This window comes from Hallella mizrahii (assembly GCF_009695775.1).
Classification (GTDB): Bacteria; Bacteroidota; Bacteroidia; order Bacteroidales; family Bacteroidaceae; genus Prevotella; species Prevotella mizrahii.
Genome location: NZ_VUNG01000016.1, coordinates 1 through 26,489 on the forward strand (window position 1 = coordinate 1; position 26,489 = coordinate 26,489).

Sequence of the window (26,489 nt, forward strand, 5' to 3'; positions counted from 1 at the left end):
TACGCTCAGATGCTGCCCGGACAACTCGCTATTGATTAACAAGTCTTAAATCTTACTCAGCCTAGCATAAAACGGGGTACTCGAAAGTACTCTGTTTAAAGCTGATAAGCAACAATTGGACATTTACGATACTTAGGCATTGATTACGCCATTGTCGCTACAAAATTAAAAAAGAAAATCGACAAACGATCGTGTTTCCACGATCGTTTGTCGATTTTCTTGTGTTTTGCTTGTTCATCGTCTCAGCACGGGCTTGCCGTCCTCGAAGCGGATTGGGATCCACAGATGACCGCTGTTGCCGAGCTCTTTCGGTTTCCACACGTCGGCCATGAACAGATATTCGGCGCCGCCGAACTGTCTGCGAAGCTTTGCGTCCGACACCTTATATATATAAGCACCCTGTCCGCCAAACGTCGTCTCAGCACCTTCACCTCGGCAGGGATTGGGCAGTTGCGTCCACGGGCCGAAGATGTTCTTGGCAGTAAAGAGACGAGCGGCATTCGGAGCCCAACCTGTACAGCCACTCGTGATCATCCAGTAGGTACCATCCTGCTTGAAGATAGTCGGTGCCTCGTTTTGTCCACCGGCAGCCACACGCACAAACGAGCCGTTGTGACCGAGGTAGTCGTCAGTGAGTTGCGCGATGTTGAGCGTCATATTATCCTCAGAAGAGAAGATGTGGTAAGCCTTGCCGTCGTCATCGACAAACACCGTCTGGTCACGCGCCATCTGTCCGCCTTGCAAGTCACGCATGAAAAACATGCCACGCTCGATCTGTTTCCGCCATTCCGGTGTCCACCAAGTCTGCAACTCGGGAAAGAGCAGCTGATGGCGCAAGTCGGTAGTGTCGGGCAGACAGAAGCCTATCGGATAGCAACCCGCATTGACGCGACCCGAGCGCACAAAGCGGAAAGGCCCTATAGGATTGTCGCTGACCGCCACGGCAGCACGGGCGGCTTCGTAGCCCCGCCCTTTCAACTCAAGATGAAACCACATCACAAACTTCCTCGTCCGGGCGTTGAATACTACCTTCGGCCGCTCAATGATGCATCCCCGCTGTATGTCGCTGTTAGCATCGTCGGTCACACTGAGCACCAGGCCGCGTGAAGTCCAGTCGCGAAGATTCTTGGAAGTGTAGCAGCTCACGCCGAGAGAGCTGACCGGTCCTTTGTTGCTGCGTGTCTCACCATACCAATAATAAGTGCCGCGATACTGGATGATATTTCCTCCATGCGCGTTGATATGCTTCCCGCTCGTGTCTTTCCACTGTCCTCCCTCCATCGGCTTCTGCGCTGCTGCGGAGAGAGAGAAGAAGAAGGACAGGCAAACGGTGAGCAGATATATTTGTCGATAGTTTGTCATCTTTATCTGCTTTCTATAGATAATATCGTTATCAGTGTTCTATATATAATAATGTGTAGTTCTCTTTCTCCATACCACAACCGGTAAGGAGAAAGAAAAGGGGATATGCCAAAGCCGATCGGCATATCCCCCTTATCAACTTACTTTATATTATAATCAACAACCTTCATGCCATAGTAGAGGTAATCTATTGATGGCATCACCGGCTACAGTCGTTTATTGTTCTGCCGGAGAGTCCGGTGTTGTTGGCCAATAAGGATTCTGATACAAGGGACTTTCAGAGATGGTAGCGTGATCTGAGGCTGTAAGCAGGAACTGTCGGATCGGCAGTGGCTCGAGATAGTGAGCCATGTGCCATGTCAGTCCGTTGAAGAAATTATTGTTGGCCTTGATTTTCTCATGAGGACGCAGGTAAGCACTCAGCGAAGAAGATGAAACATTGGAATTGCTTGATCCGTTGGCAACGAGGTTTTTGTACCATTTCTCCATTGGTGTACCCCACAGATGAATACCTTCGGTATGTGCCGGAGTCTTCATAAGCTGATCGTAAGAGCGCCAACGCTGCAGGTCCATGCCGCGGAGACCCTCGGCGATCAGCTCACAACGACGTTCACGACGAATGTTGTACAGCACTTTGTCGCTCAAGAGTTGACCGGCAGAATAAGCACCCCAATCAAGAGTCTCTTTGCTCATGTCGGTAGCATTAATGGTTGTCAACGGATTCACAGCCTCGCCCGTGAAGCCAGCCGCGCGGCGCACGTCTTCCCAATATTCCAGCACTTTGCCGGAGAGGCTCTTTGTCAGCATATACTCAGCCTCCATATAGTTGAGCAAAGCTTCTGTAGCACGAAAGACAACACAAACATTGTAGCTGCCTCCGTTGGCAGTCAGTGCGCGGTCGAAGGTCATGCCTTTGCGGATTGCATAGCCTGTGACGTAGCCATCCTCGGGATTGGAGTTAGTAATAGCCGGTATGGTCTCAATACGTGTCCAGTGATCACCCGACTCATCGTCGACATTCTTGAAGCAGTTGATGTCGCCGGGGGCCTTCAGAAACACGCTCAGTCGTGGATCACGATTGGTGCGCACTTTGCTCAGGCTGGTGTCGACATACTCATATTGCGAAGCGTAGATAGGCTTTCCGTCCTTCATCAGGTAGCCCTCAATGAGGCTGCGAGTGAATCCCGTGCCTATATTTCCCTTTTGAACGGCAACCTCGACATCGTTACGGACACCCAGAGACTTACTGTACTGTCTCCAGAGAATCACGTCGGGCACCTTGGAGTCATCCGTAGATCCCCAAATGCTCAGATAAGGATTGGCGGGATCGTCAAGGCTCTGAGGCACTTTGCCGGTATTGACAGACAGGTTGCCCTTGTATTTCTCGGCCACCTGCTCAGCAGCTTCAGCAGCTGTGGTGAAGAAGAACTTGGCTTCGGCCTCGATGCTTCCGGAAGGATATTTATAGTCAGCGTTCTTTGCTGCACCGGGCCATCCATTGCCATTGGGCACGAAAGGCGTACCGGCGAAGTTGGTCAACCATGATCCTTCATACAGAGCCACACGACTTTTGAACAGGTTGGCGGCATCGTAGGTCACACGTGTCGTAGCGAATCCCGACTTAGGCATATAGGTCATTGCTGTATCCAAGTTGTTGATGATGAACCGCGCCACTTCGTTGCACGGCTCGCGCTTGTCGGCAGCCACCAATACCGACTCCTCGTCGGGCAGAGCCTGCGTGATGATCGGCAGGTCGCCAAAGCGCTGCAGAAGCGTGAAGTAGGCGTAAGCACGGAAGAAATACAGTTCGCCGATATACTGGCGCAGGTTGTTGTCCGAGCCACTGATCTCTCCTGCTTTGTATTTTTCCACGATCTGGCCGAGCTGGTAATTGACATTGCGCACATTGCTCCAGCTCCAGTCGTCATTGGTGTTGCTGACTTTCCACAACCCCGTACCGAACTTATTGTCGGGATAGAGCGACATCTGGTTGTCTGTGTTGTTGTCAGTAATATAGGTACCATAGTCCCAACCGCCGTGTCCGGGCAGGATGTCCTGATAGAACTTATTAGCGGCAGCCTGCACCTGATCCTCGGATGTGTAGAAATTCTCCGGTGTCAAGTACGAAGGAGGCTCTTGCTCCAGATAGTCATTGCAAGAAGTAGCCCCCAAGATTGGCAGAGCCAAAAGGAATAACTTATATAGTTTCATAGCTGTACGATTTAGAATGTGAGGTTAATGCCGAAGGAGAATGTTTTTGAAAGTGGATAACCATTGGATGTATAGGATGAGGTACCAATCAGCTCAGGGTCAAACTGGTCGGGCATATCCGTGATGGTGAACAAGTTCTCGGCAGAGAAGAAGACCCGAAGATTTTGGATATACCACTTCGAAGTGATGGAGCGAGGAATGGTGTAGCCAACCTGCAAGTTCTTCATACGCAGATATGCAGCATTCATCAAATAGCGTGTCTGGCACTTTTCGTTCTTGTCGCTGAAGGTAGCGCGCGGCAACCAGGCATCGGTGTTAGCCTGCTGATAACCGTTGGCCACTGACCAAGTGTTGGCATCGCGGTAGTAGTCATGGACAGCGGTGATACCTGCTGACCACCACTGGCCGGAATTGGTAGCCCCGAACAGATACTCCAGTGAGCCCCAAGAGCCACCCAGCCAAGCATCGCGCTTTGCTACGCCCTGGAAGAAGGCACGTACGTCAAAGCCTTTCCAGCTGGCATTCAAATCCAAGCCGAAGAGATAGCGGGGTGTGGAGTTGCCGATGACCTTCAGATCGCCGTGGTCTGCCAGTGTGCGGGCTCCTTGTGTAATCTTCTTATCACCGTTGAGGTCAGCATACATGATGTCGCCGGCAGCCCAGTTGTCGCCCAACGAGGACTGATCTGCCACGGCGAGATGCTCATTCATCTCGTCATCGCTCTTGGCAATGCCTATTGTTTGGTATCCCCAAATCTCATTGAGGTATCGCCCGGCAATGTAGTTGTCGATAGAGTTGGTCGGGTTGTTGGGATAGCGTGTGATCTTTGTACGTGCGTCAGAGAGGTTGACTGTAGCACTGTAGCTCAGTCCATTGTGCAGTTTGTCGCGCCAAGTGATCTGCAGTTCCCAGCCGTTGGTGCGCAAGTCAGTGTTGTTGGTGACAGGCACACCGGTACCCAGGATAGCCGGCAACTCGGGTGCGTTGCCGACCATATCCTTGGTGTTACGCACATAGTAGTCGAATGATCCGGACAAGCGGTTGTTGAGCAGTCCAAAGTCAAGGCCAATATTATAGCTCTCAACCTTCTCCCATGTCAGCAAAGCAGAGACAAGGCTTGGAGCAGAAGTGATGTTGGTCTTCTGTCCATTCTGGAGCCATGTGCCGGCGACAGAGCTGTAGGAGATAGTCTGATAAGTCTGATACCAGTTGTCGAGGTTTTGGTTTCCAAGAGAACCGTAGGAAAGGCGGAGCTTCAAGTTGTCGAGCCAAGAGCGAGTGCTCTTCATGAAAGCCTCCTCGGAGATACGCCAGCCAAGAGAGACAGAGGGGAAGAACTTCCACATCTTGTTGGTGCGGAACTTGGAAGTACCGTCGTAGCGCATGTTTAACTCGGCGAGATATCGCTCAGCATAGTTGTAGTTGATACGCCCAAAGAAGCCTGCTGTCTGCCATTGGTTGCGGGAGCCGTTGACAGAGGGCGTCACGGCCTCACCGGTATAGCTCAGTCCGTTGGTCAGGTCCACCTCCGGCTTGTTCGGGTCAAGGATGCCGTCACGTTGCAATCCAAAGGCCAGTTGCTTGAGCTGCTCGGTTTGGAAACCACCCATCACATGGAAGTTGTGTTTCTTAGCCAAAGACCATGAATACTCGGAATAAGCCTGGAAGTTGAGATAGTTTTCCTTGTACTCATCCTCGTGCACGTTTGATCCGGTATTATAGATGACTGCTTCGCCTGCCACATTGTGGTTGTAGGTGCGCTGCGAGTCCCAATGGCGTGTGGAGTTGTCTGTCTTGTAGTTGAAGTCAATATGTGTTTGCCAGTTCTTGATGGGCTCGATGATGAATCCAATCTGATGGCTGATGATGTCGCGCTGCTTGGTGTCTTTGCCGCCAGTGGCAAGGCCGAGTGCGGGAGAGGGCGAGCTATAGTAGTAGCCATTGCGGTCGTACAGTGGCAGTGTCGGCCAGCCTTGGCGCGCCATGTCGCTGTAGAGGCTGTTGGTCAAGCCTGCGGGGCGCTGATAGTCTGTCCGCGTCCATCGCATGTTGTAGGACATACGTGCCCACGGTGTGATTTCGGCATTGATCTTCGCCGTGCCGTTGTAGCGATTATACTTGTCGCTGTTGAGTTTCATGAAGCCATTGTTGTCGAGGTAGTTGAACGACGTATAGTAGTTGAACTTCTGATTTCCTCCGCTGACGCTGGCGTTGTGCTCCATGGCAAAAGCCGTGTTTTTGTAAACCACGTCGTACCAGTCGACATCATCGATGCCGTAAGCATAGCCATCGGCCCATACCGACTGGTTGGTCGGGCTGACCGGAAGGGCATAGAGCAGGGTGCCGTCGGCAGCGCGACGCACGCCGGGAGAATAGGGCGAAGCGTTGTGGTAAGCCACAATGTCTTTCATGCGCTGGTCGTCGAAGAAGGTACCGGAACCGGAATTGGTGCAGGCGTCGTTAGTCCACGAGGCGAAGTCGACAGAATTCATCATGTGTTTCTCGCGGATCAGATTGCTGAAACGGAAACTGTTGTTGTAGTTGACGGTTACTTTTCCGTTGCTGTCACCGCCCTTCGTGGTGACGAGGATCACACCAAATGGCGCGCGCGATCCGTAGATAGAGGAGGCGGCGGCATCCTTCAGGACAGAGATGCTTGCAATGTCCTGTGGGTTGATGGTGTTGAGATCGCCCTCAACACCGTCGATCAATATCAGCGGGGAGCCACTGGAACCTTGACCGATGGTACCGGTACCACGCACGTTGATAGATGAAGTGGCCTCAAGACTACCACCTGTTGCCGCAATCTGCAAACCGGGAACCACGCCTTGCAGAGCCTGGGTGGCAGTCATCACCGGGCGCTGAGCCAGCTCGTCACCGTCAACCACGGCCACGGCACCGGTCAGATTCACCTTTTTCTGCTTTCCGAAACCGACGACCACCACCTCGTTGAGCGTCTTGTTGTCTTCCTTCATCACGATGTTCACCGAAGACTTGCCTTTGGCTGATACGTGAGTCGTCTGAAATCCTATATAGGAGATTGTCAGATTGCCGGAAGAAAGATGTGAAAGGGTGAAGTTGCCGTTAAGGTCAGTTACAGTACCGTTCTGTGTTCCGTCTTCCGTAACACTTGCGCCAATGATAGGCTCGCCATTGGCGTCAACGACGGTTCCTTTTAATACGGACGCGTTTTGTTGTACGTTGTCAAGACGTTGTACAGCAAATGACGATTGAGGAACCATTCCCAGTAGGACTGTCGCAGCAATTGCGGAGTCAAGCAAGATAGATCCTCTGCATTTCTTAGGGTTAGATTTCATACGTTCAAGTTTTTTTAGTTATAAAGTATTTGATGTGTCTTTCGTCATAGGTTACATGAAGCGATGTGTTAAGACTACGGTCACAAAGATAGCCGTCTCATGGCTTACAAGGGGTACAAAATAGTTAAAAAGGGGGCACAAAATGATATTTCTTTGTGATTCTGTCAATAAACCATTAACTTTGCAACAATATGAGAACATGCGTTAATAAAATCAGATATGTCGGCCTGCTGATGTTTTTCCTGATCAGTAGTCTTGTTTGCATGGCTTTTCCTCTCCGCAGTTTTCCTCCCCTGCTGCTCTCTCCCTCGGAGAATGCCTTCTGCATGATGTTTGACCATAGAGGAGTGCTGTGGATCGGTACCAACAATGGGCTCAAGAGCTACGACGGGTATCAGGTGAGAACCTATCGGTCGGATGCCTATTCACCACATCTGCTGCCCAACAACACCGTGCGCTCGCTCGCCGAAGACAAGGACAACAGACTCTGGGTGGGCACACGCAACGGACTGCTGCGCCTTGACCTGCGCACGGGAGCGGTCACCACCTTTCATCTGCCCGGTGAGGATCAACGCATCATCTATTCGCTCTATGTCGACCCGCAGGGACAGCTGTGGGTGGGCACCGACGGCGGACTGTCGGTGTTTGACCGGAAGACGCAGCGATTCTACACCTATACGAATAAGAACTCATGGATCGTCACACCAGAGGGGAAAAGAATGAGGATGACTTACTACAGTGTGAAGAGCATGGTGCAGGCTCCCAACGGTGACCTGATCATCGGCACGTGGTCGTCGGACCTGCTGCGGCTGCGACGCGGCACGCATACTTTTCTGCGCTATCCTGCCTTCAACGCTATCCACTCCGCCTATTCGCTCTGCTATGACCACCGCGGACGGCTGTGGGTGGGCTCATGGGGAAGTGGGGTGGTGCGTGTTGACAATCCTGACAACGTGCGTCATCCTATTGTGAAAACATATCCTTTCACCACCGGCAACTTCGACATCTTCCTCAGCATCGTGGAAGATCCGGTCACTCACAACCTTTGGGCTGCTACACGCGAGGGTATCTGCATGCTCAACACCAACGACGACTTGGCGCAGTGGCAGCGGATTACCAACATCGACGGCACAAGTCTGAACTACAGCAACAGCATCGCTACGGATCTCAGCGGCAACATCTGGGTGCTCACACAAAACAATGGAGTCATACAGACGACATTCGACCGGACGCCATTCCGCTGCTATGACCTGGATATGGGACAGCAGTCTTTTCCCGTCAACTTTGTCAGTTCGCTCTATACGCCCGACGGCAACACGTTTTGGTTAGGACTCAACCCGTACGGCATCGCACGCTTTGACCGGCAAACGGGCACCACGCTGTTCAACCACGACATCCCCGGGTTCAGCAACATCCCGGCGGGGGCGCTGTCGACAAGCTTCTCGAGCATCGTACGGCGAAGCAACGGTGATCTGTGGTTCGCCGACAACAACTATGGCATCATCGTCAAGAAGGCGCAAGGCGACGCCAAAGTTCTCGACATGAGCAATACGCCGTGGATGAAAGAAAATTTCGTCAACACGATTTTCGAGTCAAGAAATCATATTCTTTGGATCGGGCAACGCAGTGCACTGAGCATGGTGCTGCCCGACGGACGCGGCTTCCCCGTCACACTCCGACAAGGCAACCGCGACATCTCCAACTGCGACATCCGGGGCATCAGCGAGGACCGGCAGGGCAACATCTGGCTGGCTACCGACAACGAGGGCATCATCTGCGTGGTGAAGCCTGACGGCCGTCACGCACGCATGACCGTGAGACAGTATTCGCCGCGACTTGGTAACTTTGCTGTCGACGACGCCACGAACTGCCTGCAAGACCGTGCCGGCAGACTGTGGGCGATCTCCAACAGTGGCGGACTCTTCCTCTACAATGCCGCCGATAACCGCTTTGAGGCAAAGAACCGCGACTATCACTTTCCTGGCGACCGCATCCTCGCCATCGCCCAGGACAGCAAGGGCAACCTGTGGCTGACGTCCGACCGGGGGCTCATTCGCCTTTGTCTCGACAAGGACAACAAGCCGACAGATGTCAACTACTACACCCGCGAGGATGGACTGGGCGACCTGCTGTTCTCGGAAAACAGCATTGCCACCTTTGGACGGGAGATCTATCTCGGCAGCCGGCAGGGCTTCATCGCCTTTGACCCATCCACCATGGCTAAGAACCAGCCGAAAAACTACCGGCTGATCATCACAGACATCATCATCAACGATGAGCCCTGGCGACAGATGACCGACAGTACGCTGAGGCAGCGTATCTCAGAAGAGTCGCCGTCGTTTACGCGTCGTGTCACACTGCCTACATCCGTGAAGAAGATCAGCTTTGACTTCGCCCTGCTCTCCTACGGCAATGCCAGAAAGAACATCTACTCGTATATGCTTCAGGGCTATGACGACGACTGGAAATACTGTGCAGGAGGCAGTCACAGTGCCACGTATCAAAACCTGCCCTCGGGTACATACCATCTGCGCGTACGTGCCGCGGGCAGCAACGGACAATGGCAGGAAATGGACTATCGCGTCACCGTCAGAGTGCTGCCGCCATGGTATGCATCGTCGTGGGCATACCTTATATATATAGTACTCCTCTTTGCCGCCACCTTTGCCACCATTCGCTGGTACCGTGAGCACCTGCGCACGCAAAACCGACTGCGCATGGGCGTGGTGCTGACCAACATCACACATGAGTTGCTCACCCCGCTGACGGTCATCTACGCCACCATTTACAAACTGCGATCTCAGGCTCCGCAATACGAAGACGAATACCAAGTCATCGACAACAACATCCAGCGTACCAAACGACTCTTGACGCAGATCCTCGAGGTGCGCAAGAGCCAGGCCGGGCAACTACGGCTGAAGGTGAGCCGGGGCGACCTCGCGGCGTTTGTCAGCAACGTCGTGGAAGAGATCAGACCCATGGCGGAGCAGAAACACATTGGTTTGGAGACCTCACTGCCCGAAAAGGAGAAGACGGCATGGTTTGACAGCGACAAGCTCGACAAGATTCTCTACAACCTGCTCTCCAATGCCATCAAATACAACCGCAACGACGGACATATCCTTCTCTCGCTCGACATCAAAGAGCAGGAAGCCGTCATCAGCGTGAAGGATAATGGCATCGGCATGGACAAGAAACAGCTCAACCATCTCTACACCCGATTCTTCGACGGCGACTACCGAAGGCAGAACACGGGAGGAACGGGCATCGGACTGGCTCTGGTCCACGAGCTCGTCACGCTCCATCACGGCTCGATACGATGCAAAAGCAGCAGGGGGGTGGGGACTACCTTCACGGTGATCATCCCCATCAACAAAAAAGCATACCCTCAGCAGGAAATCGACACCTCGGTCATCAGCAAGGCGGTGGACTACGAGACCATGCGTAGTCTCACTGACGATAGCACCCCGACACCGGGTATCAAGCAGGAACGCGTCGTGGTCAAAGCCAACGTGCCCACCATGCTCATCGTGGAGGACAACGCCGACCTGCTCGAGCTGATGAAGCAGGCACTCAGCAAGCACTACCGCGTGGTCACGGCGAAAAACGGAAAGCAGGCGTGGAACGTCATTCAGAAAGAACCGCTCGACATCGTGGTCAGTGACGTGATGATGCCGATCATGGACGGCATCGAGCTCACGCGGCTGATCAAAAACGACCAAAGCTTCTGGCAGTTGCCCGTCATCCTGCTCACTGCCAAGGACCGACAGGAAGACGAGAACGAAGGCTACGCCATCGGTGCGGACGCATACATCACGAAACCTTTCTCCTTTGAGGAGCTCACGTTGCGCGCCGACATGCTCATCGCCAACCGACAAAAGGTCTGGGACAACGCACGGCAGGAAGCCAAGCTCCGGCAAACCGAAGAGAAGACTACCTCGGTAAGCGATCCCGACAAGGCCTTCATGGTGCGGGCCACACAGATCGTCATGGAGCATATCGACGACACAGCCTTCGACCGTGAGACTTTCGCCAAAGAGATGCTCGTCAGCTCATCGACATTGTACAATAAGGTGCATGCGATCACAGGCAAGACCGTCGTAGAGTTTGTCAACAGCATCCGGCTCGAAGAGGCTGCCAAAATCCTTCGTGCCGAGCCTACGATCACTATCGTGGACCTTGCCGCACGCGTAGGCTTCAACACGCCGAAATACTTCTCGCGCTGCTTTAGAAAACAGTTCGGCGTGCTGCCAAAGGGGTATCAGTGAAGCAAGGTGGAGAGCGTGGAGGTAACTATTCACCGAATGCAGACCGAAAGGCAGAAGAATAAGTAGATAACGCAGCAAAAGTCTACTTCTAACGAATCACTTCTTACTAACTTCTCCGGCGTTAGTGACATCATCCGCGCGTAGGGGCGGGGTTCATCCCCGCCCTAACCCTCTTGTCTGTAATATTCTCACACAGAGAGCACAGAGATCTCTACCCGTGAGAATGTTCACACAGATGCCACAGATCTCCACAGATCTTAACAGTCTCTCCGTGCTCTCCGTATTCTCTGCGTGAGATAAATCCAGTGCATTCATGCTTTCAGAGGCATATTTAGTCATTGCTAAACCATTAACTTTTATCCCCGAAAAAGTGACGAAAAAAGGAAAGGAATTCGCTGAATAGCTATGCGTGGAGGTGCGGGAGCTGAATAGATTGACAGAAGATGCGGAAGAAACCTGAAACATGATATAGCAACCTTGTGACTCTTGGTATTTATTCTTACAAAAGTACTTCCGAACAATATTGCAATCTAGAGAGAAAAACTCTCCGGAAAGTGCTCTCTACTCGTCACGGAAGGCCTCGATTTGTGAGAAACAAGTGTTTTCTCATTGTCATCTCAGTTGTTTTTGCTGCTAAAACAACTGTTTTCATCGTGTCATCTCACTTGTTTGATGCGGTCATCCTTATTGTTTTATAGTCCGATTGATGGATTTTGCAGGCTCTATAAAATTAAGAAATCTGTAACTTGCTGATTATAAGCATATTCGCAAAATGCTTTATTTTTGCGAAAAATCGTGGCGAAGTAGGTCTTTGCTCAGAAAAATCGATTCTCGTGCCTCGTTTTTGGTTAGAATAATCAACAAATTAACTTTTCTATAGACAGTTGTAGAACAACTCGTCCCGTGTTCCTGTCGAGACTTGGGTTTTTGCAGCGTATTTGTCCATGGTTCGTTTCTTGTGTTCCTTATGACGAAATTGTCAAGCAGAGATAACATTTTTGGCTAAATCGTGTTCATGTTACAGAAAGATTTAGTAACTTTGCAAGCACTTAAGCGAATATTCAAAAAATAACGTTATCATTTTTTTATGAACTTCATTTTATTCATCACCGTTTTGTTGACGGCTGTCACGCTGGTGCTTGGCGCTTATGTCATTGCCAAGCTCATCGGTCCCCGTTCCTACAATCCGGTAAAGGGTGAGCCCTTCGAGTGCGGTATCCCCACGCGCGGCAGCAGCTGGTTGCCTTTGCATGCGGGCTACTATCTCTTTGCCATCCTTTTCCTGATGTTCGACATTGAGACCGTGTTGCTCTACCCCTGGGCCGTTGTCGTGAAGCAGTTCGGCTCACTGGCTTTGGTGAGCATCGGCTTCTTCCTGGTGGTTTTGGTTTTAGGCTTGGCTTATGCCTGGCGGAAAGGAGCATTGGAATGGAAATAAGAAAACCACACATCAAGAGCATTCCTTACGAGGAATTCAAGGACAACGAGACCTTGGAAAACATTGCTGCCGAGCTCAACGACGGTGGCGTGAACGTGGTGCTGGGAAGTCTCGATCAGATGATCAACTGGGGACGCAGCAACTCACTGTGGTCGCTGACCTTCGGTACATCGTGCTGTGGTATTGAGTTCATGGCTGTGGGCTGTGCCCGTTACGACTTTTCTCGCTTCGGCTTTGAGGTGACGCGTAACTCTGCCCGCCAGGCCGACTTGATCATGTGTGCCGGTACGATCACCAACAAGATGGCCCCGGTATTCAAGCGCTTGTATGATGAAATGGCCGAACCAAAGTATGTTGTCGCTGTCGGCGGCTGTACCATCAGTGGCGGTCCTTTCAAGAAGAGCTACAGTGTCGTGCGCGGTATCGACCAGATCGTGCCCGTGGATGTCTACATCCCTGGCTGCCCGCCGCGTCCGGAGGCTATCCTCTACGGTATGATGCAGTTGCAGCGCAAGGTGAAGATCGAGAAGTTCTTCGGCGGTGCCAACCACAAGATGACACGCGAGGAAAAAGCGGAGAGCATGGGCCTCGGTGGTCTGCATGGCATCAGCAACGAGAATCTCAGTGCTGCCAAGATTGGCGAGAAGACACCGATCATGGTCACTGCTTCTCCCAACAAGGAAGACCTTGAGTCCCTCGGACGTGAGCTCGACGCTCTCAAAGAGGAGGGAAAGGAATTTGAAGTGCACAAACAACCCGCTGCCGACACTCAGAAGGCTGCGGCAAGTGATAACAATCAACAATAAGGTAAGCGAACTGTCATGAAGTTAGAAAACAAAGAATTCGGTTTTGACAACTTTGCCGCTGAGATGGCAAAGCTGAAAAATGATAAGCATTTCGATTACCTGGTCACCATCATCGGTGAGGATTTCGGTCCCGAGGAAGGTCTGGGATGTATCTACATCCTGGAGAATACCGACAGCCACGAGCGCGTCTCTGTCAAGCAGATTGCCAAGAAGGTGGGAGAGACGGACTATGTCATCCCCTCTGTGCTGAAGCTTTGGCACGACGCCGACCTGCTCGAGCGTGAGGTCTACGATTTCTTCGGTATCAAGTTCCTCGGTCATCCCGACATGCGCCGCCTGTTTATGCGCAGTGACTTCCAAGGCTGGCCACTTCGCAAGGACTTCGATATGAGTCCCGAGAAAAACCAGTTCCCCATGACCGATGAGCCTGAGACCGACTGGACCTCAGAGTGGAACCTCAACGACTGCGGTGATCTCGTGGAGACCAAGCACCGCCTGCTCGACGACGACGACTTCGTCATCAACTTCGGTCCTAACCACCCGAGTACCCACGGCGTGCTTCGTCTGAGAACTGTCGTAGACGGTGAGACCATCAAGCACATCTATCCTCACCTCGGATATATCCACCGCGGTATGGAGAAGATGATGGAGAGCATGACCTATCCTCAGACGCTCGCTCTCACTGACCGACTGAACTATCTCTGTGCCATGCACCATCGTCACGCCCTCGTCGGCGTCATCGAGGAAGCTATGGGCATTGAGCTCAGCGACCGCATCCGCTACATCCGCACCATCATGGACGAGTTGCAGCGTATCGACAACCACTTGCTCTTCCTCGGAACGTGCGCCCAGGACCTCAGCGCCCTGACGGCTTTCCTCTACTGTATGCGTGACCGTGAGCATGTGCTCAACGTCATGGAGGAGACGACGGGCGGACGACTCATCCAGAACTATTATAGAATAGGTGGTCTGCAGGCCGATATAGACCCGCACTTCGTGGAGAACACCAAGACACTCTGCAAATATCTCCGTCCTTTCGTACAGGAGTATCTCGACGTCTTCGGTGACAACGTCATCACTCACCAGCGTCTTGAAGGTGTCGGCTACATGAATCTTGAGGACTGCATCAACTACGGCGTCACCGGTCCTGCCGGACGTGCCGCCGGATGGAAGAACGATGTCCGCAAGAACCATCCTTACGATCTCTACGACAAAGTCAACTTCGAGCAGATCCTCGGTAAGAATTGCGACTCGATGGACCGCTACATGATCCACATCAACGAGATCTATCAGAGCCTGAACATCATCGAGCAGCTCATCGACAACATCCCTGAGGGTGACTTCTACATCAAGCAGAAGCCGATCATCAAGGTGCCCGAGGGCCAGTGGTGGTTCTCTGTAGAGGGCGGCGCCGGCGAGTTTGGTGTCTACCTCGACAGCCGTGGTGACAAGAGTCCTTATCGTGTGAAGATGCGCCCGATGGGCTTGACGCTCGCCGGTGCTTTCGACAAGATGCTGCGTGGCGAGAAGATCGCTGACCTCATTGCCACCGGTGCCTCTATCGACTTCGTAATCCCGGATCTGGACAGATAAAACGGAATGATGAATGATAAGTTTGGAATGATGAGTGTATCAGTCGGCATTCAACACTGAACAGTCAGCATTGCGAAGGAAGTCATTTGGCATTCAACATTTAACATTCAACATTACTAAGATATGTTTGATTTCACAGTAGTAACACAGTGGTTTGACAATCTCCTCCGACAGACATGCGGGTTGGGGGACTTTTGGACAATCCTCATTGAATGTGTCGTGGTGGGTCTGATCGTGCTGACGCTCTATGCTCTCATCGCCATGTTCATGATATATTTCGAGCGTAAGGTCTGTGCGTTCTTCCAGTGCCGTCTCGGCCCTATGCGTGTGGGCCCCTGGGGTTCCGTACAGGTGGTGGCCGACGTGCTGAAGATGCTGATCAAGGAAATCTTCGGCGTGGACCGCTCAGACAAGCTCTTGTATGCGCTGGCACCGTTTCTGACCATCATCGCTTCAGTGGGCACCTTCTCGTTCCTGCCTTGGAACAAGGGTGCTGCCGTGCTCGACTTCAACGTCGGCGTGTTTATGGTCTCTGCCATCAGCAGCATCGGCATCCTCGGCATCATCCTTTCGGGATGGGGCTCCAACAACAAGTATTCTGTTATCTCTGCCATGCGTGGCGCCGTGCAGATGATTTCTTATGAGATGAGTCTCGGTCTGTGCATGGTCACGGCAGTGGTGCTTTGCGGCACTATGCAGCTCAGTGGCATCATCGAGGCGCAGACAGGTCCTTGGAAATGGCTGATCATTCAGGGTCACATTCCTGCCATCGTCGCTTTCATCGTGTTCCTTATCGCCGGTAACGCAGAGGCCAACCGTGGTCCGTTTGACTTGGCTGAGGCAGAAAGTGAGTTGACTGCCGGTTACCACACCGAGTACTCCGGCATGGGCTTCGGTTACTTCTATCTGGCTGAGTACCTCAATCTCGTGGTCATCGCCGGACTGGCTACCACTATCTTCCTGGGTGGCTGGGCACCACTGAACATCGGTGTTGCCGGTTTCGACAACGTGATGAACTATATTCCCGGCTTCGTGTGGTTTGGTGGTAAGATGCTTGTGGTCATCTGGGTGCTCATGTGGGCCCGCTGGACTTTCCCTCGTCTGCGCATCGACCACATCCTGCAGCTCGAGTGGAAATATCTCATGCCGCTGATGCTCCTCACTCTCGTGGTGATGACCGCATGTGTGGCTCTTGGACTTACTCTTTAATAAATATATAGAAATGTCAAATCAATCATATTTCGGCGGCATTAAGAATGCTGTGAAGACATTGACTACGGGATTGAAGGTGACCATGAAGGAGTACTTCACCCCAAAGTCAACGGAGCAGTATCCCGAGAACCGCAAGACCACGCTCCACGTCTCTGCCCGTCACCGCGGACGTCTCGTGTTTAAGCGCGTGGAGGATCCCGAGGATCCGCAGGCCGTGAAGCGCGGTCTGAAAATTGGCGACTACAAGTGCACGGCATGTACCATGTGCGAAAAAGCATGTCCCAACGACACCATCAAGATCACGTCCCACATGGAGACCGATCCTGAGACGGGAAAGAAACACAAGGTGCTCGATGACTATCAGTACGACTTGGGCGACTGCATGTTCTGCGAACTCTGTGTCAACGCTTGCAACTTCGATGCTATCCACTTCACCAATGACTTCGAAAACGCAGTCTTTGACCGTAGCAAGCTCGTCATGCACCTCGACAAGGAGGTTTATCAAGGAGGCAGCCTGCCCAACCTCATCGATGGCGGCGCACCTTTGAAGATTGGAGAGTTTAACACCAAAACCAAGTAAAGACAATGGCTAATATCGTAATGTTTTGCATCTTGGCTGTAGTCATCCTTGGCTCAGCCGTGCTGTCGGTGTTTACCCGCAGCATCATGCGTGCCGCCACGTTCCTGTTGTTCGTGCTGTTTGGCATTGCCGGCATCTATTTCCTGCTCGACTACACCTATCTGGGTGCCGCGCAGATCTCCATCTATGCCGGTGGCATCACCATCCTGTACATCTTCGCCATCTCGCTTGTCAGCAAGCGCACACTGCAAAACCTCACCAGTCGCTTCAAGGGCGTGCGGGTCGTGCAGGGAGCGCTCATCTCGATCGTGGGATTGGCTACCGTGGCCGTGGTGCTTCTGAAGAATAAGTTTATAGACGCTGCCTGCAGTGTCGCCGACGTTGAGGTGCCCATGGCCCAAGTGGGTAAGGCACTCGTCGGCTCTGGTAAATATGAATATGTGTTGCCGTTTGAGTTCATCTCCCTCTTCTTGTTGGCATGTATCATCGGTGGCATTATGATCGCAAGAAAGGAGGACAAGAAATGATTCCCGTTGAATGTTATCTCGCGCTGAGCACTCTGCTGTTCTTCATCGGCGTGTTTGGCTTTGTCACGCACCGCAATTTGATCGCCATGCTCATCTCTATTGAGTTGGTGCTCAACTCGGCTGACCTGAACTTTGCAGTGTTCAACCGCATTCTGTTCCCCGGACAGTTCGAGGGCGTCTTCTTCACGCTGTTCTCCATGGGCATCAGTGCTGCCGAGACCGCTGTGGCGTTGGCCATCATCATCAATGTTTACCGCAACTATCACAGTGACCAGGTGAACAGTATTGAAAACATGAAATTCTAAACGAACCATGCAATACAGTTATTCATTCTTGATACTGCTTCTGCCTTTCCTGAGCTTTCTCTTGCTCGGACTCCTTGGCATGAAGATGAAAAAACCGGTTGCGGGCATGATCGGCACGGCTGTCCTGGCTGTGCTGTGGGGTATGAGCCTGTACACCGCTTACGAATATTTCTTCGCCGTGGGGCGTGATGCCTCCACGGGACTCTATCCGACTGTGACCGTGTTTAACTTCACATGGCTGAAGTTTACCGAGGCCCTGACGTTCAACATCGGTTTCCGTCTGACTCCTATCAGCGTGATGATGCTTATCGTCATCACCACGGTGAGTATGATGGTTCACATCTATAGCTTCGGCTACATGGCTGAGCGCGACGAGAACTATAAGAAGGAAGGCTACGAGAAAGGTTTCCAGCGCTTCTATGCTTTCCTGTCGCTCTTCACCATGAGTATGCTCGGACTGGTAGTGGCCACCAACATCTTCCAGATGTATCTCTTCTGGGAGCTCGTGGGTGTATGCTCTTACCTGCTCATCGGCTTCTACTATCCCAAGCACGCTGCCGTGCATGCTTCCAAGAAGGCGTTTATCGTCACGCGTTTCGCCGACTTGTTCTTCCTCATCGGTATCCTGTTCTTCAGCTACTATGTGGGTACGTTCAACTACGATCTCAACGCTGACCCGACCTTGGCAGGCCGTCTGCCTCATGCTGCATGGATCATGCCTACCGCACTGTTCCTGATGTTCATCGGCGGTGCCGGTAAGAGTGCAATGTTCCCACTGCATATCTGGTTGCCCGACGCTATGGAGGGTCCAACACCTGTCAGTGCCTTGATCCACGCCGCTACGATGGTTGTCGCCGGTGTCTACCAAGTTGCCAGCCTGTTCCCCATTTGGATTCAGTACGCTCCTAACACACTTCATTATGTCGCATACATTGCTGCCTTCACAGCGTTCTATGCAGCTGCTGTAGCTTGCTGCCAGCGTGATATCAAGCGTGGTCTGGCCTTCTCGACCATCTCACAGATTGCTTACATGCTCGTGGCTCTCGGCGTATGCACATCTATGGAGGGCGAGGGAAGTGTCGGCTACATGGCCAGCATGTTCCACCTTTTCACCCACGCCATGTTCAAGGCTCTGCTCTTCCTCTGCTCCGGTGCTATCATTGTCATCATCGGCAGCAACTTCAAAGAGTATATGGGCGGCCTGCATAAGTACATGCCTATCACCAACATCTGCTTCCTCATCGGAACGATTGCCATCAGCGGTTTCTGGCCGTTGGCTGGTTTCTTCTCTAAGGATGAGATTGTGGACGCTTGCTTCCACTTCTCTCCCTACATGGGTTGGTTCATGACTTTGGTATCAGGTATGACCGCCTTCTACATGTTCCGTCTCTATTATGTCATCTTCTGGGGCAATTCTTACTACGAGGCTGATCCCGAGCACCGCCGTCGCCCGGCCGAAGTTCCCTTCATCATGTGGGGACCCTTGGTGTTCCTGGCTATCATCAGCTGCGTGGCAGGATGGATTCCTTTCGGTCACTTCGTTTCTGCCAATGGCTTGAGCGAGGATATTCCTTTGCAGAGTTTCCACTTCGGCATGACTGCCTGGTGCTCTCTGGCCGTGGCAACAATCGGCTTTGCCCTTGCCACTTGGATGTATGCCAGCGGCAAGAACCCTGTGCCGGATATGCTCGAGCACCGTATGCCGAAACTTCACAAGGCTGCCCTCAACCGCTTCTACATCGACGATGCCTGGCAGTTCTTCACTCATAAGATTGTCTTCGGCTGCTTCTCTATTCCTATTGCCTGGTTCGACCGTCACGTCATCGACGGCATGTTCAACTTCTCGGCATGGGCAACACAAGAGGCCGGCGAGACGATCCGTCCGTGGCAGAGTGGCGATGTCCGTCAGTATGCTATCTGGTTCCTCACCGGTAGTGTGGCACTGACGCTGATTCTGCTTTGCATTTAACAACATCGAAACATTCACTTAGACTGAAATAAGAAAATGACATTTTTAACGTTTTTCGTCGTTATACCTATTCTGATGTTGCTTGCCCTGTGGCTGGCTCGCAACGACAGTCAGGTGCGTGGCGTCATGGTCGTAGGTTCTACGGCTCTTCTCGCCCTTGCCATCTATTTGGTATTTGCCTTCCTGGAGGCGCGCGAGACCATGCCGGCAGAGAAGTTCCCCTTCCTCTTCGGCGACGCCATACCTTGGTTCAAGCCCTTGCACATCTTCTATCGCACGGGCGTGGACGGCATCTCGGTGGTGATGATCCTGCTTTCTGCCATCATCGTCTTCACCGGTACTTTTGCCTCTTGGCAGCAGCACCCCATGCAGAAGGAGTACTTCCTCTGGTTCACCTTGCTGTCTACCGGTGTGTTTGGCTTCTTCATCTCTGAGGACCTCTTCACCATGTTCATGTTCTACGAGGTTGCGCTGATTCCTATGTACCTGCTTATCGGCGTTTGGGGTACTGGTCCTAAGGAGTACAGTGCCATGAAGCTGACGTTGATGCTCATGGGCGGTTCCGCTCTGCTCATCATCGGCATTCTTGGCATCTACTTCTTCAACGGTCAGTATAGCGGCACCTATACCATGTCGGTCGTGGAGATCGCTGCTTCCAATGCTATTCCGGCATTCATTCAGAAGATCTTCTTCCCGTTCATCTTCATCGGTTTTGGTGTTCTCGGCGCTTTATTCCCGTTCCACACTTGGTCTCCCGACGGTCATGCTTCAGCCCCGACAGCTGTGTCTATGCTCCACGCCGGTGTGCTGATGAAGCTCGGAGGTTATGGTTGTTTCCGCATTGCCATGTATCTGTTGCCCCAGGCAGCCCACCAGCTCTCTTGGATCTTCCTCATCCTTACCACCATCTCAGTGGTCTATGGTGCGCTCTCCGCTTGTGTGCAGACCGACTTGAAGTATATCAATGCTTACTCTTCTGTGTCTCACTGCGGCATGGTGCTTTTCGCTCTGCTGATGATGACCCAGACTGCTTGCACAGGTGCTATTCTGCAGATGCTCTCTCACGGTCTGATGACAGCCCTTTTCTTCGCTGTCATCGGTATGATCTATCACCGTTGCGGCACGCGTGACGTGCGTCGCTTGGGCGGATTGATGAAGATCATGCCTTTCCTGGCCGTTGCCTATGTTGTTGCCGGTTTGGCCAACCTCGGTCTTCCTGGCTTCTCTGGCTTCGTCGCCGAGATGAACATTTTCGTCGGTTCTTTTGAGAACCCCGATCTGTTCCACCGTACCTGCACCATCATCGCTTGTACCTCTATTGTCATCACCGCTGTGTATATCCTGCGTGTTGTCGGTAAGATCCTGTATCAGCAGGTTCCCGACCAGGCTTATTACAAGCTTTCGGATGCTTCTTGGGACGAGCGTATCGCTGTGGGCGGCTTGATTTTCTGTGTAGCCGGCCTTGGTATGGCTCCACTGTGGGCACAGAATATCATCAACGATGCCATGGCTCCTATGTTGCATCATATCCTTAGCGCAGGTGTTGTCGCTGGCATGTAATACGATTGAAAAGAGAATAAAGTTATGAATATAGATTATAGTCAATTTCTTAATATGATTCCGGAGACCACGCTGACGGCTATTCTGTTGATCGTATTCCTTGCTGACCTGTTCACAGCTCCCCGCTCCGGTGAGAGTAAGGTGCGCAGCTGGTTCAATCCGTTGGTGTGTGTGCTGATGCTGGCTCATGTCTTCATCAACATTTTCCCGACAGCTTCTGCTACTGCCTTTGGTGGTATGTATATGACAAATCCGAGCGTGGGTGTCATCAAGACGATTCTCGCCTTTGGTACGCTTATCGTCCTCATCCAGTCGCGCGAGTGGCTGCAGCGTCCAGATACTAATTTCAAGGAAGGAGAGTTCTACGAACTCGTCATCTCTACGCTTCTCGGTATGAACATGATGGTAAGTGCCAATCACTTCCTGCTGTTCTTCATCGGTCTTGAGATGGCTTCTGTGCCTATGGCCTGCCTTGTCGCTTTCGACAAGTACCGTCATCACAGTGCAGAGGCCGGTGCAAAGTTCATCCTCACCGCTACTTTCTCCAGTGGTGTGATGATCTACGGTATCAGCTTCCTTTATGGGGCTACGGGCACTCTCTACTTTGATGATGTCGTGAAGAACATTAGTGCCACGCCACTGACAATCATGGGCATGGTCTTCTTCTTCAGCGGACTGGGCTTCAAGATTTCTTTGGTTCCTTTCCACTTCTGGACGGCAGATACCTATCAGGGTGCTCCGACCAATGTCAGTGGTTACCTGAGTGTCATCTCTAAGGGTGCCGCTGCCTTTGCGCTGTGCTCCATTCTGATGAAAGTCTTTGCTCCAATGGTAGAGTACTGGCAGTATATGCTGATGATCGTCATTGTGCTGTCTATCACCATTGCCAACCTCTTCGCCATCCATCAGAAAGATCTGAAGCGCTTCATGGCGTTCAGCTCTATCTCTCAGGCCGGTTACATCATGCTGGCTGTCGTTGGTGACTCTGCTATGGGCGTGACGGCTCTGTCTTACTATGTACTCATCTATGTGGTAGCCAACCTCGCCGTCTTCTCCATCATCTCTTCTGTAGAGGAGCATAACAATGGTGTGGTGAGCATGGATGCCTACAACGGCTTCTACAAGACCAATCCGCGTCTGGCTTTCCTCATGACGCTGGCACTGTTCTCCTTGGGTGGTATTCCTCCGTTCGCCGGAATGTTCTCGAAGTTCTTCGTGTTCATGGCAGCAGCCAACGGCGCACAGGTCACTACGACCATTGGTGCTACCATCTATGCAGTAGTCTTCATTGCCTTGGTCAACACGGTGGTGAGCTTGTACTACTATCTGCTCATCGTCAAGGCCATGTTCATCAAACACAACGAGAATCCGTTGCCGACTTTCAGTGCCCATGTCAACACGAAGCTGGCACTGGCTCTCTGCACTCTCGGCATCATCGCCTTCGGTGTTTGCAGCTATGTCTATGACTGGATCCAGGCTGCGTCGGTGATGCAGTAATTTGGGTAGGATAGTAACATATAAAATAAAAAAAGGCTGTGGAAACATCTTTCCACAGCCTTTTTTCTTGCTTCTTTATAATAAAAGGTAGCAAACTCCGTTATAGGTATATTCGTATTACAATAAAATATGTCCGCCTATGAAGTATTCTACTCCCAAAGAATGTGTACCTTCAGAGTTATCGTTGTATATCATTCGACAGATTGCTCACACCTATCGTATTGACAGGCGTAGTTCGGAAGTGGCTGTTCATTGTATGAACTGATGACGGATCAAAACCGATAAAGCAACATGAAAACAATCGTTTCTCCTTCTTTGCTTGCAGCAGACTTTACGAATTTGCAAGCTGATATAGACATGATCAACCGCAGTGAAGCTGATTGGCTGCACTGCGATGTAATGGACGGTGTGTTTGTCCCTAACATTTCCTTTGGCTTCCCAGTGTTGGAAGCAGTGAAGCGCATTTGTACGAAGCCGCTTGACGTGCACTTTATGATTGTCAAGCCTGAACGTTATATCACTCGCACGGCAAAACTTGGCGCTATGATGATGAATGTTCACTATGAGGCATGTACGCATCTCAACCGTACTATTCACGAGATACATGAGGAAGGGATGAAGGCTGGCGTGACGCTGAATCCGTCTACCCCTGTCTGTATGTTGGAGGATTGTATCCAGGACGTGGACATTGTGTTGCTGATGAGTGTCAATCCTGGCTTCGGCGGTCAGAAATTTATTGAGAACACTTACGCGAAGATCGGCCGACTGAGAAAGCTGATCAAGGACAGCGGCTCACAGGCTCTTATCGAAGTGGATGGTGGCGTGAATGCAGAGACAGCGCCGAAACTCAAGCGCGCCGGCGTGGATGTGCTTGTCAGCGGCAGCTATGTGTTTAAAGCAGAAGAGCCGGAGCAAGTGATAAAGACTCTCTCCTCCCCCCTGCCCCCCTTCCTCTCCCTGTAGGGAGAGGAGGGGGACCTGCGCACCCCTTAGTGTCCAATGGGGGAGCTCTTAAATTTACGACTGCGCTTCTCTTAAATTTACGACTGCGCTTCTCTTAATTACTTTACGACAGGGCTTCTCTTACTTTACGACAGGGCTTCTCTTACTTTACGACTGCGCATCTTTTAATAGGAGCTGATCTTCTTTAAAGAACAGGAACGATCTTCTTAAAGGATAGAAGAGATTTCTTTAAATGGCAGAAGTGATTTCTTTAAAGGATGAGAGTGATCTCTTTAGAGGGAAGAAGAGATTTCTTTAAAGGATGAGAGAGATCTCTTTAGAGGGCAGAAGTGATTTCTTTGACAACTGCTTCGGTATCAAACTCCACCTGCTCGTTAGTAAAACGAAGGACGACGAAGCCTTTACTTTCCAACCAACTTTGGCGCTGTGTATCCATCATTTGCTGTAAAGCTTCGGCATGATATCCACCGTCTACCTCAACAATTACTTTACGCTCCAAGCATACAAAATCAACAATATACTCACCAATTGCATGTTGACGTAGAAAACGATAGCCGGTTTTCTTCGCTCTGAGTTCATTCCAAAGGACTCGCTCGCCTTCCGTCATCTGTTTTCTGTTCTCTCTTGCATTGTCTTTTAGTATCGGATACAGCATCCTGTCGGCTGTCTTATAGCTTGCTACTTTATTATAGCATTTTTGTTCCTGTGTGCAGTGTCCATTTTGTTTTTGACTATTTTTATGGCCATCCTCTTTATGGTTATCGTCTTGATTTTCCATCCTCTTTCATTTGTATTCTCGATAAGATTAGTGTTATGGGGGTGCACTTCCCCCTCCTCTCCCTCGAGGGAGAGGAGGGGGGCAGGGGGGAGAAGAGAGTCTTTTCCTATTCTATTTCCAGCAGGATTCCGTTTTTCTTTGCCATTCTTCTCATGTTCAGCACAGCGTAGCGCATGCGGCCGAGTGCCGTGTTGATGCTCACCTGTGTTGCATCAGCGATCTCTTTGAAGGACATCTGTTGATAGAAGCGCATGAAGACCACCTCGCGCTGTGTATCAGGGAGTTTGTCCATAAGCGTCTTTACGTCTCTGAGTACCTGCTCATTGACGTATCGCCCCTCGACATTGCCTTCCCAAACTTGCTTATGTCTCAGTTTTCCAAGGTCGTTGTCCTCGTTGGGCTCAACGATATGGCGTGCTTTCTGTCTGCGGAAAGCGTCCATAATTACGTTGTGGGCAATGCGCATACACCATGCCGAAAACTGCCCCGACGGCTCGTAGAGTCCGTTTTGTAACTTCACGATGATCTTGACGAATGTCTCTTGGAAGACGTCGTTTGCCAAGCCCTCGTCGTGGACAACAAAAAGGATGTAGGCAAACAACTTGTTCTGATTGCGTGACAACAGAATATCGAAAGCCTGATTATTGCCCTCCATATATTTAATGGCCAACTGTTCGTCGGTCATTGTCTTGAGCTGTTCCATTTTCTTAATGCTTTTAATTAAGTAAATGTATTATCGATAGGCTTTCTTCTTTAAAAATTATCTACGAAGACAAAGTTAGCAAAAATCTACAAGAGTGCCAAATTTTTAACACTCCAACTACAATATTCTTAAGGAAACGACGTTGAGAAGCCTTTGCTATTCTCAACGTCGTTATCTTTTTTGTGGACGCTTCAGACTTTTGAAGCTTCAGTCCATTATGACAGCAACTAAGTTCCTTATTGTTTGAAGATGTTTTCTTTTAGGAATTTCGTCAGTTCTTCAGCCATCTTCTGATGCTGCGCCTTGCTGGGATGGTAGTCTGCGCCATAGCCGAGGCTACCGTCCTGTGGTGTGAAGTCGAAGCGTAAGATGCGTTTGTCGCCTTTCTTATTAAGCGTTTTCTTGATGTTGTCGAGTGCTTTTTTGACGATGGCGTTGGTTTTCTCTTGGAGCATGGGACCGCTCATCAGCACAATGAAAGCCTGTGGATAGCAGTTTCTGACGTGGCGCACAAGTCCGAGATAGGATTTCTCGTAAAGAGCTGCGTCGTAGGCCGGTGCTGAGAAGTCATTTGTTCCGAGGTTGATGCAAACCACGTCGGGTGTCCAACGCTTAAAGTTCCACAGCTGTGTGCTATCGTGGTAGAGCGTGAGATCATACATCTGCGGCATGGCATCTGGTGATCCTGTTGCTGGTCCGCCGTAGTTGCGGTATGCGCCAATACCGCTTCGTGAGATGGAGAAGTGCTGAGCCCCCAGTGCATCAGAGGTCAGTGTGGCATAGCTAAGCCAGTGGTTTTCAGTCTCGTCGAGGTAATGGTCATCGCCGAGGGTGTCTTCCACGCCGTAGCCACAGGTGATAGAGTTTCCGATGAACTCTATTTTGCGCTTGGGCAGAGGGTCAGGAGTGACGAGCTTACAGCCCTTGTCGAGGACAAAGCCGCGGAAAATGGCATGACGGTCAAGCCCCTCGATAGTATACATCATCCTTACGCTATGCTCACCTTGCGACAGTGCTGTAGCAAGCTGAGCGACAGAGTCTCGCTCGCTGTTGAAGGCCACCTTGAACGGTGTAGCGTTGTCGATGGAGCACATAAAGTATCCGCTTTTGGGCTTAGCCACCATTCGCAGTGACGTGCCTTGGAAGCGAGCCCGTATCTCAATGCCCGGCCAGTTGAATGTCGGCTGGTCGGGATTGCTGTCGTTGATGCGTCCTATATATTGAATCAATGGGTTGGACGGTTTCACCCATACTCCCTCGACGGGCAGAGTGTGTACTGCCCGGCAAGCGGAAGAGAAGGTCAGCATGGCAATGATTGCGAATAGTATTTTCTTCATAGATGTTTGGTATTATTAGCCAGTCTGGGTGTCCTATATATAATAAGGTGTCCTCAATATATG

The 26,489-nt window shown here is 51.4% G+C and carries 18 protein-coding genes; 12 read left to right on the top strand and 6 right to left on the bottom strand.

The annotated features are described in order from the left end of the window. Positions 1 to 234 precede the first annotated feature (234 nt). From FYJ73_RS07465 to FYJ73_RS07475, 3 genes are all read right to left on the bottom strand, one after another. Positions 235 to 1,362: a glycoside hydrolase family 43 protein gene (locus FYJ73_RS07465; RefSeq protein WP_154534094.1), complete on the bottom strand. Its 1,128-nt coding sequence runs from the start codon at positions 1,360 to 1,362 to the stop codon at positions 235 to 237. A 216-nt stretch (positions 1,363 to 1,578) separates the two neighbouring features. Further along, a complete protein-coding gene (locus tag FYJ73_RS07470; RefSeq protein ID WP_154534095.1) occupies positions 1,579 to 3,573 on the bottom strand; it encodes a RagB/SusD family nutrient uptake outer membrane protein in 1,995 nt (664 codons plus the stop codon). Positions 3,574 to 3,584: 11 nt separating this feature from the next. Then, positions 3,585 to 6,890, bottom strand: a complete 3,306-nt coding sequence (locus tag FYJ73_RS07475) for a SusC/RagA family TonB-linked outer membrane protein (RefSeq protein ID WP_154534096.1) — start codon at positions 6,888 to 6,890, stop codon at positions 3,585 to 3,587. A gap of 191 nt (positions 6,891 to 7,081) precedes the next feature. On the opposite strand from FYJ73_RS07475, the gene FYJ73_RS07480 reads away from it, so the two are divergent. The 12 genes from FYJ73_RS07480 to rpe all read left to right on the top strand — a co-directional run bounded on the left by FYJ73_RS07480 (position 7,082) and on the right by rpe (position 23,608). Continuing rightward, positions 7,082 to 11,158, top strand: coding sequence for a hybrid sensor histidine kinase/response regulator transcription factor (locus tag FYJ73_RS07480; protein ID WP_154534097.1), 4,077 nt, complete (start codon positions 7,082 to 7,084; stop codon positions 11,156 to 11,158). A gap of 1,087 nt (positions 11,159 to 12,245) precedes the next feature. Then, positions 12,246 to 12,596 (top strand): NADH-quinone oxidoreductase subunit A, encoded by a 351-nt coding sequence (locus FYJ73_RS07485; RefSeq protein ID WP_154534098.1) that lies wholly within the window; start codon positions 12,246 to 12,248, stop codon positions 12,594 to 12,596. Continuing rightward, on the top strand, positions 12,587 to 13,402 hold the full coding sequence (locus FYJ73_RS07490) for an NADH-quinone oxidoreductase subunit B (RefSeq protein ID WP_154534099.1): 816 nt from the start codon (positions 12,587 to 12,589) through the stop codon (positions 13,400 to 13,402). Before FYJ73_RS07485 ends, FYJ73_RS07490 begins: the two co-directional genes overlap by 10 nt. Before the next feature lie 15 nt (positions 13,403 to 13,417). Next, entirely contained in the window at positions 13,418 to 14,995 is a 1,578-nt protein-coding gene (locus FYJ73_RS07495; protein ID WP_154534100.1) for an NADH-quinone oxidoreductase subunit D-related protein, read from the top strand. Between the two features lie 123 nt (positions 14,996 to 15,118). Beyond that, positions 15,119 to 16,204, top strand: coding sequence for a complex I subunit 1/NuoH family protein (locus tag FYJ73_RS07500; protein ID WP_154534101.1), 1,086 nt, complete (start codon positions 15,119 to 15,121; stop codon positions 16,202 to 16,204). 7 nt (positions 16,205 to 16,211) lie between these two features. Beyond that, entirely contained in the window at positions 16,212 to 16,787 is a 576-nt protein-coding gene (locus FYJ73_RS07505) for a 4Fe-4S dicluster domain-containing protein (RefSeq protein WP_336509586.1), read from the top strand. A 5-nt stretch (positions 16,788 to 16,792) separates the two neighbouring features. After that, positions 16,793 to 17,314 (top strand): NADH-quinone oxidoreductase subunit J family protein, encoded by a 522-nt coding sequence (locus FYJ73_RS07510; protein ID WP_154534103.1) that lies wholly within the window; start codon positions 16,793 to 16,795, stop codon positions 17,312 to 17,314. Next, positions 17,311 to 17,619: an NADH-quinone oxidoreductase subunit NuoK gene (gene nuoK / locus FYJ73_RS07515; protein ID WP_154534104.1), complete on the top strand. Its 309-nt coding sequence runs from the start codon at positions 17,311 to 17,313 to the stop codon at positions 17,617 to 17,619. The genes FYJ73_RS07510 and nuoK overlap by 4 nt, the downstream gene beginning before the upstream one ends. A 7-nt stretch (positions 17,620 to 17,626) precedes the next feature. After that, positions 17,627 to 19,588 carry an NADH-quinone oxidoreductase subunit L gene (gene nuoL, locus FYJ73_RS07520; RefSeq protein ID WP_154534105.1) on the top strand — a complete coding sequence of 654 codons (1,962 nt, stop codon included), beginning with the start codon at positions 17,627 to 17,629 and terminating at the stop codon, positions 19,586 to 19,588. A gap of 36 nt (positions 19,589 to 19,624) precedes the next feature. Then, entirely contained in the window at positions 19,625 to 21,148 is a 1,524-nt protein-coding gene (locus FYJ73_RS07525) for a complex I subunit 4 family protein (RefSeq protein WP_154534106.1), read from the top strand. Positions 21,149 to 21,172: 24 nt separating this feature from the next. Next, a complete protein-coding gene (locus tag FYJ73_RS07530) occupies positions 21,173 to 22,645 on the top strand; it encodes an NADH-quinone oxidoreductase subunit N (RefSeq protein ID WP_154534107.1) in 1,473 nt (490 codons plus the stop codon). Positions 22,646 to 22,936: 291 nt separating this feature from the next. After that, the gene (gene rpe, locus FYJ73_RS07535; protein ID WP_154534108.1) at positions 22,937 to 23,608 is read left to right on the top strand and encodes a ribulose-phosphate 3-epimerase; all 672 of its coding nucleotides are present in this window, start codon (positions 22,937 to 22,939) and stop codon (positions 23,606 to 23,608) included. A gap of 316 nt (positions 23,609 to 23,924) precedes the next feature. Here the strand turns inward: rpe and FYJ73_RS07540 are convergent, their stop codons facing one another. The 3 genes from FYJ73_RS07540 to FYJ73_RS07550 form a co-directional block, all read right to left on the bottom strand. Continuing rightward, on the bottom strand, positions 23,925 to 24,386 hold the full coding sequence (locus FYJ73_RS07540; protein WP_154534109.1) for an endonuclease domain-containing protein: 462 nt from the start codon (positions 24,384 to 24,386) through the stop codon (positions 23,925 to 23,927). A gap of 106 nt (positions 24,387 to 24,492) precedes the next feature. Further along, on the bottom strand, positions 24,493 to 25,089 hold the full coding sequence (locus tag FYJ73_RS07545) for an RNA polymerase sigma factor (RefSeq protein ID WP_154534110.1): 597 nt from the start codon (positions 25,087 to 25,089) through the stop codon (positions 24,493 to 24,495). A 236-nt stretch (positions 25,090 to 25,325) separates the two neighbouring features. Then, positions 25,326 to 26,426, bottom strand: coding sequence for an SGNH/GDSL hydrolase family protein (locus FYJ73_RS07550; RefSeq protein ID WP_154534111.1), 1,101 nt, complete (start codon positions 26,424 to 26,426; stop codon positions 25,326 to 25,328). Between the last annotated feature and the right edge of the window lie 63 nt (positions 26,427 to 26,489).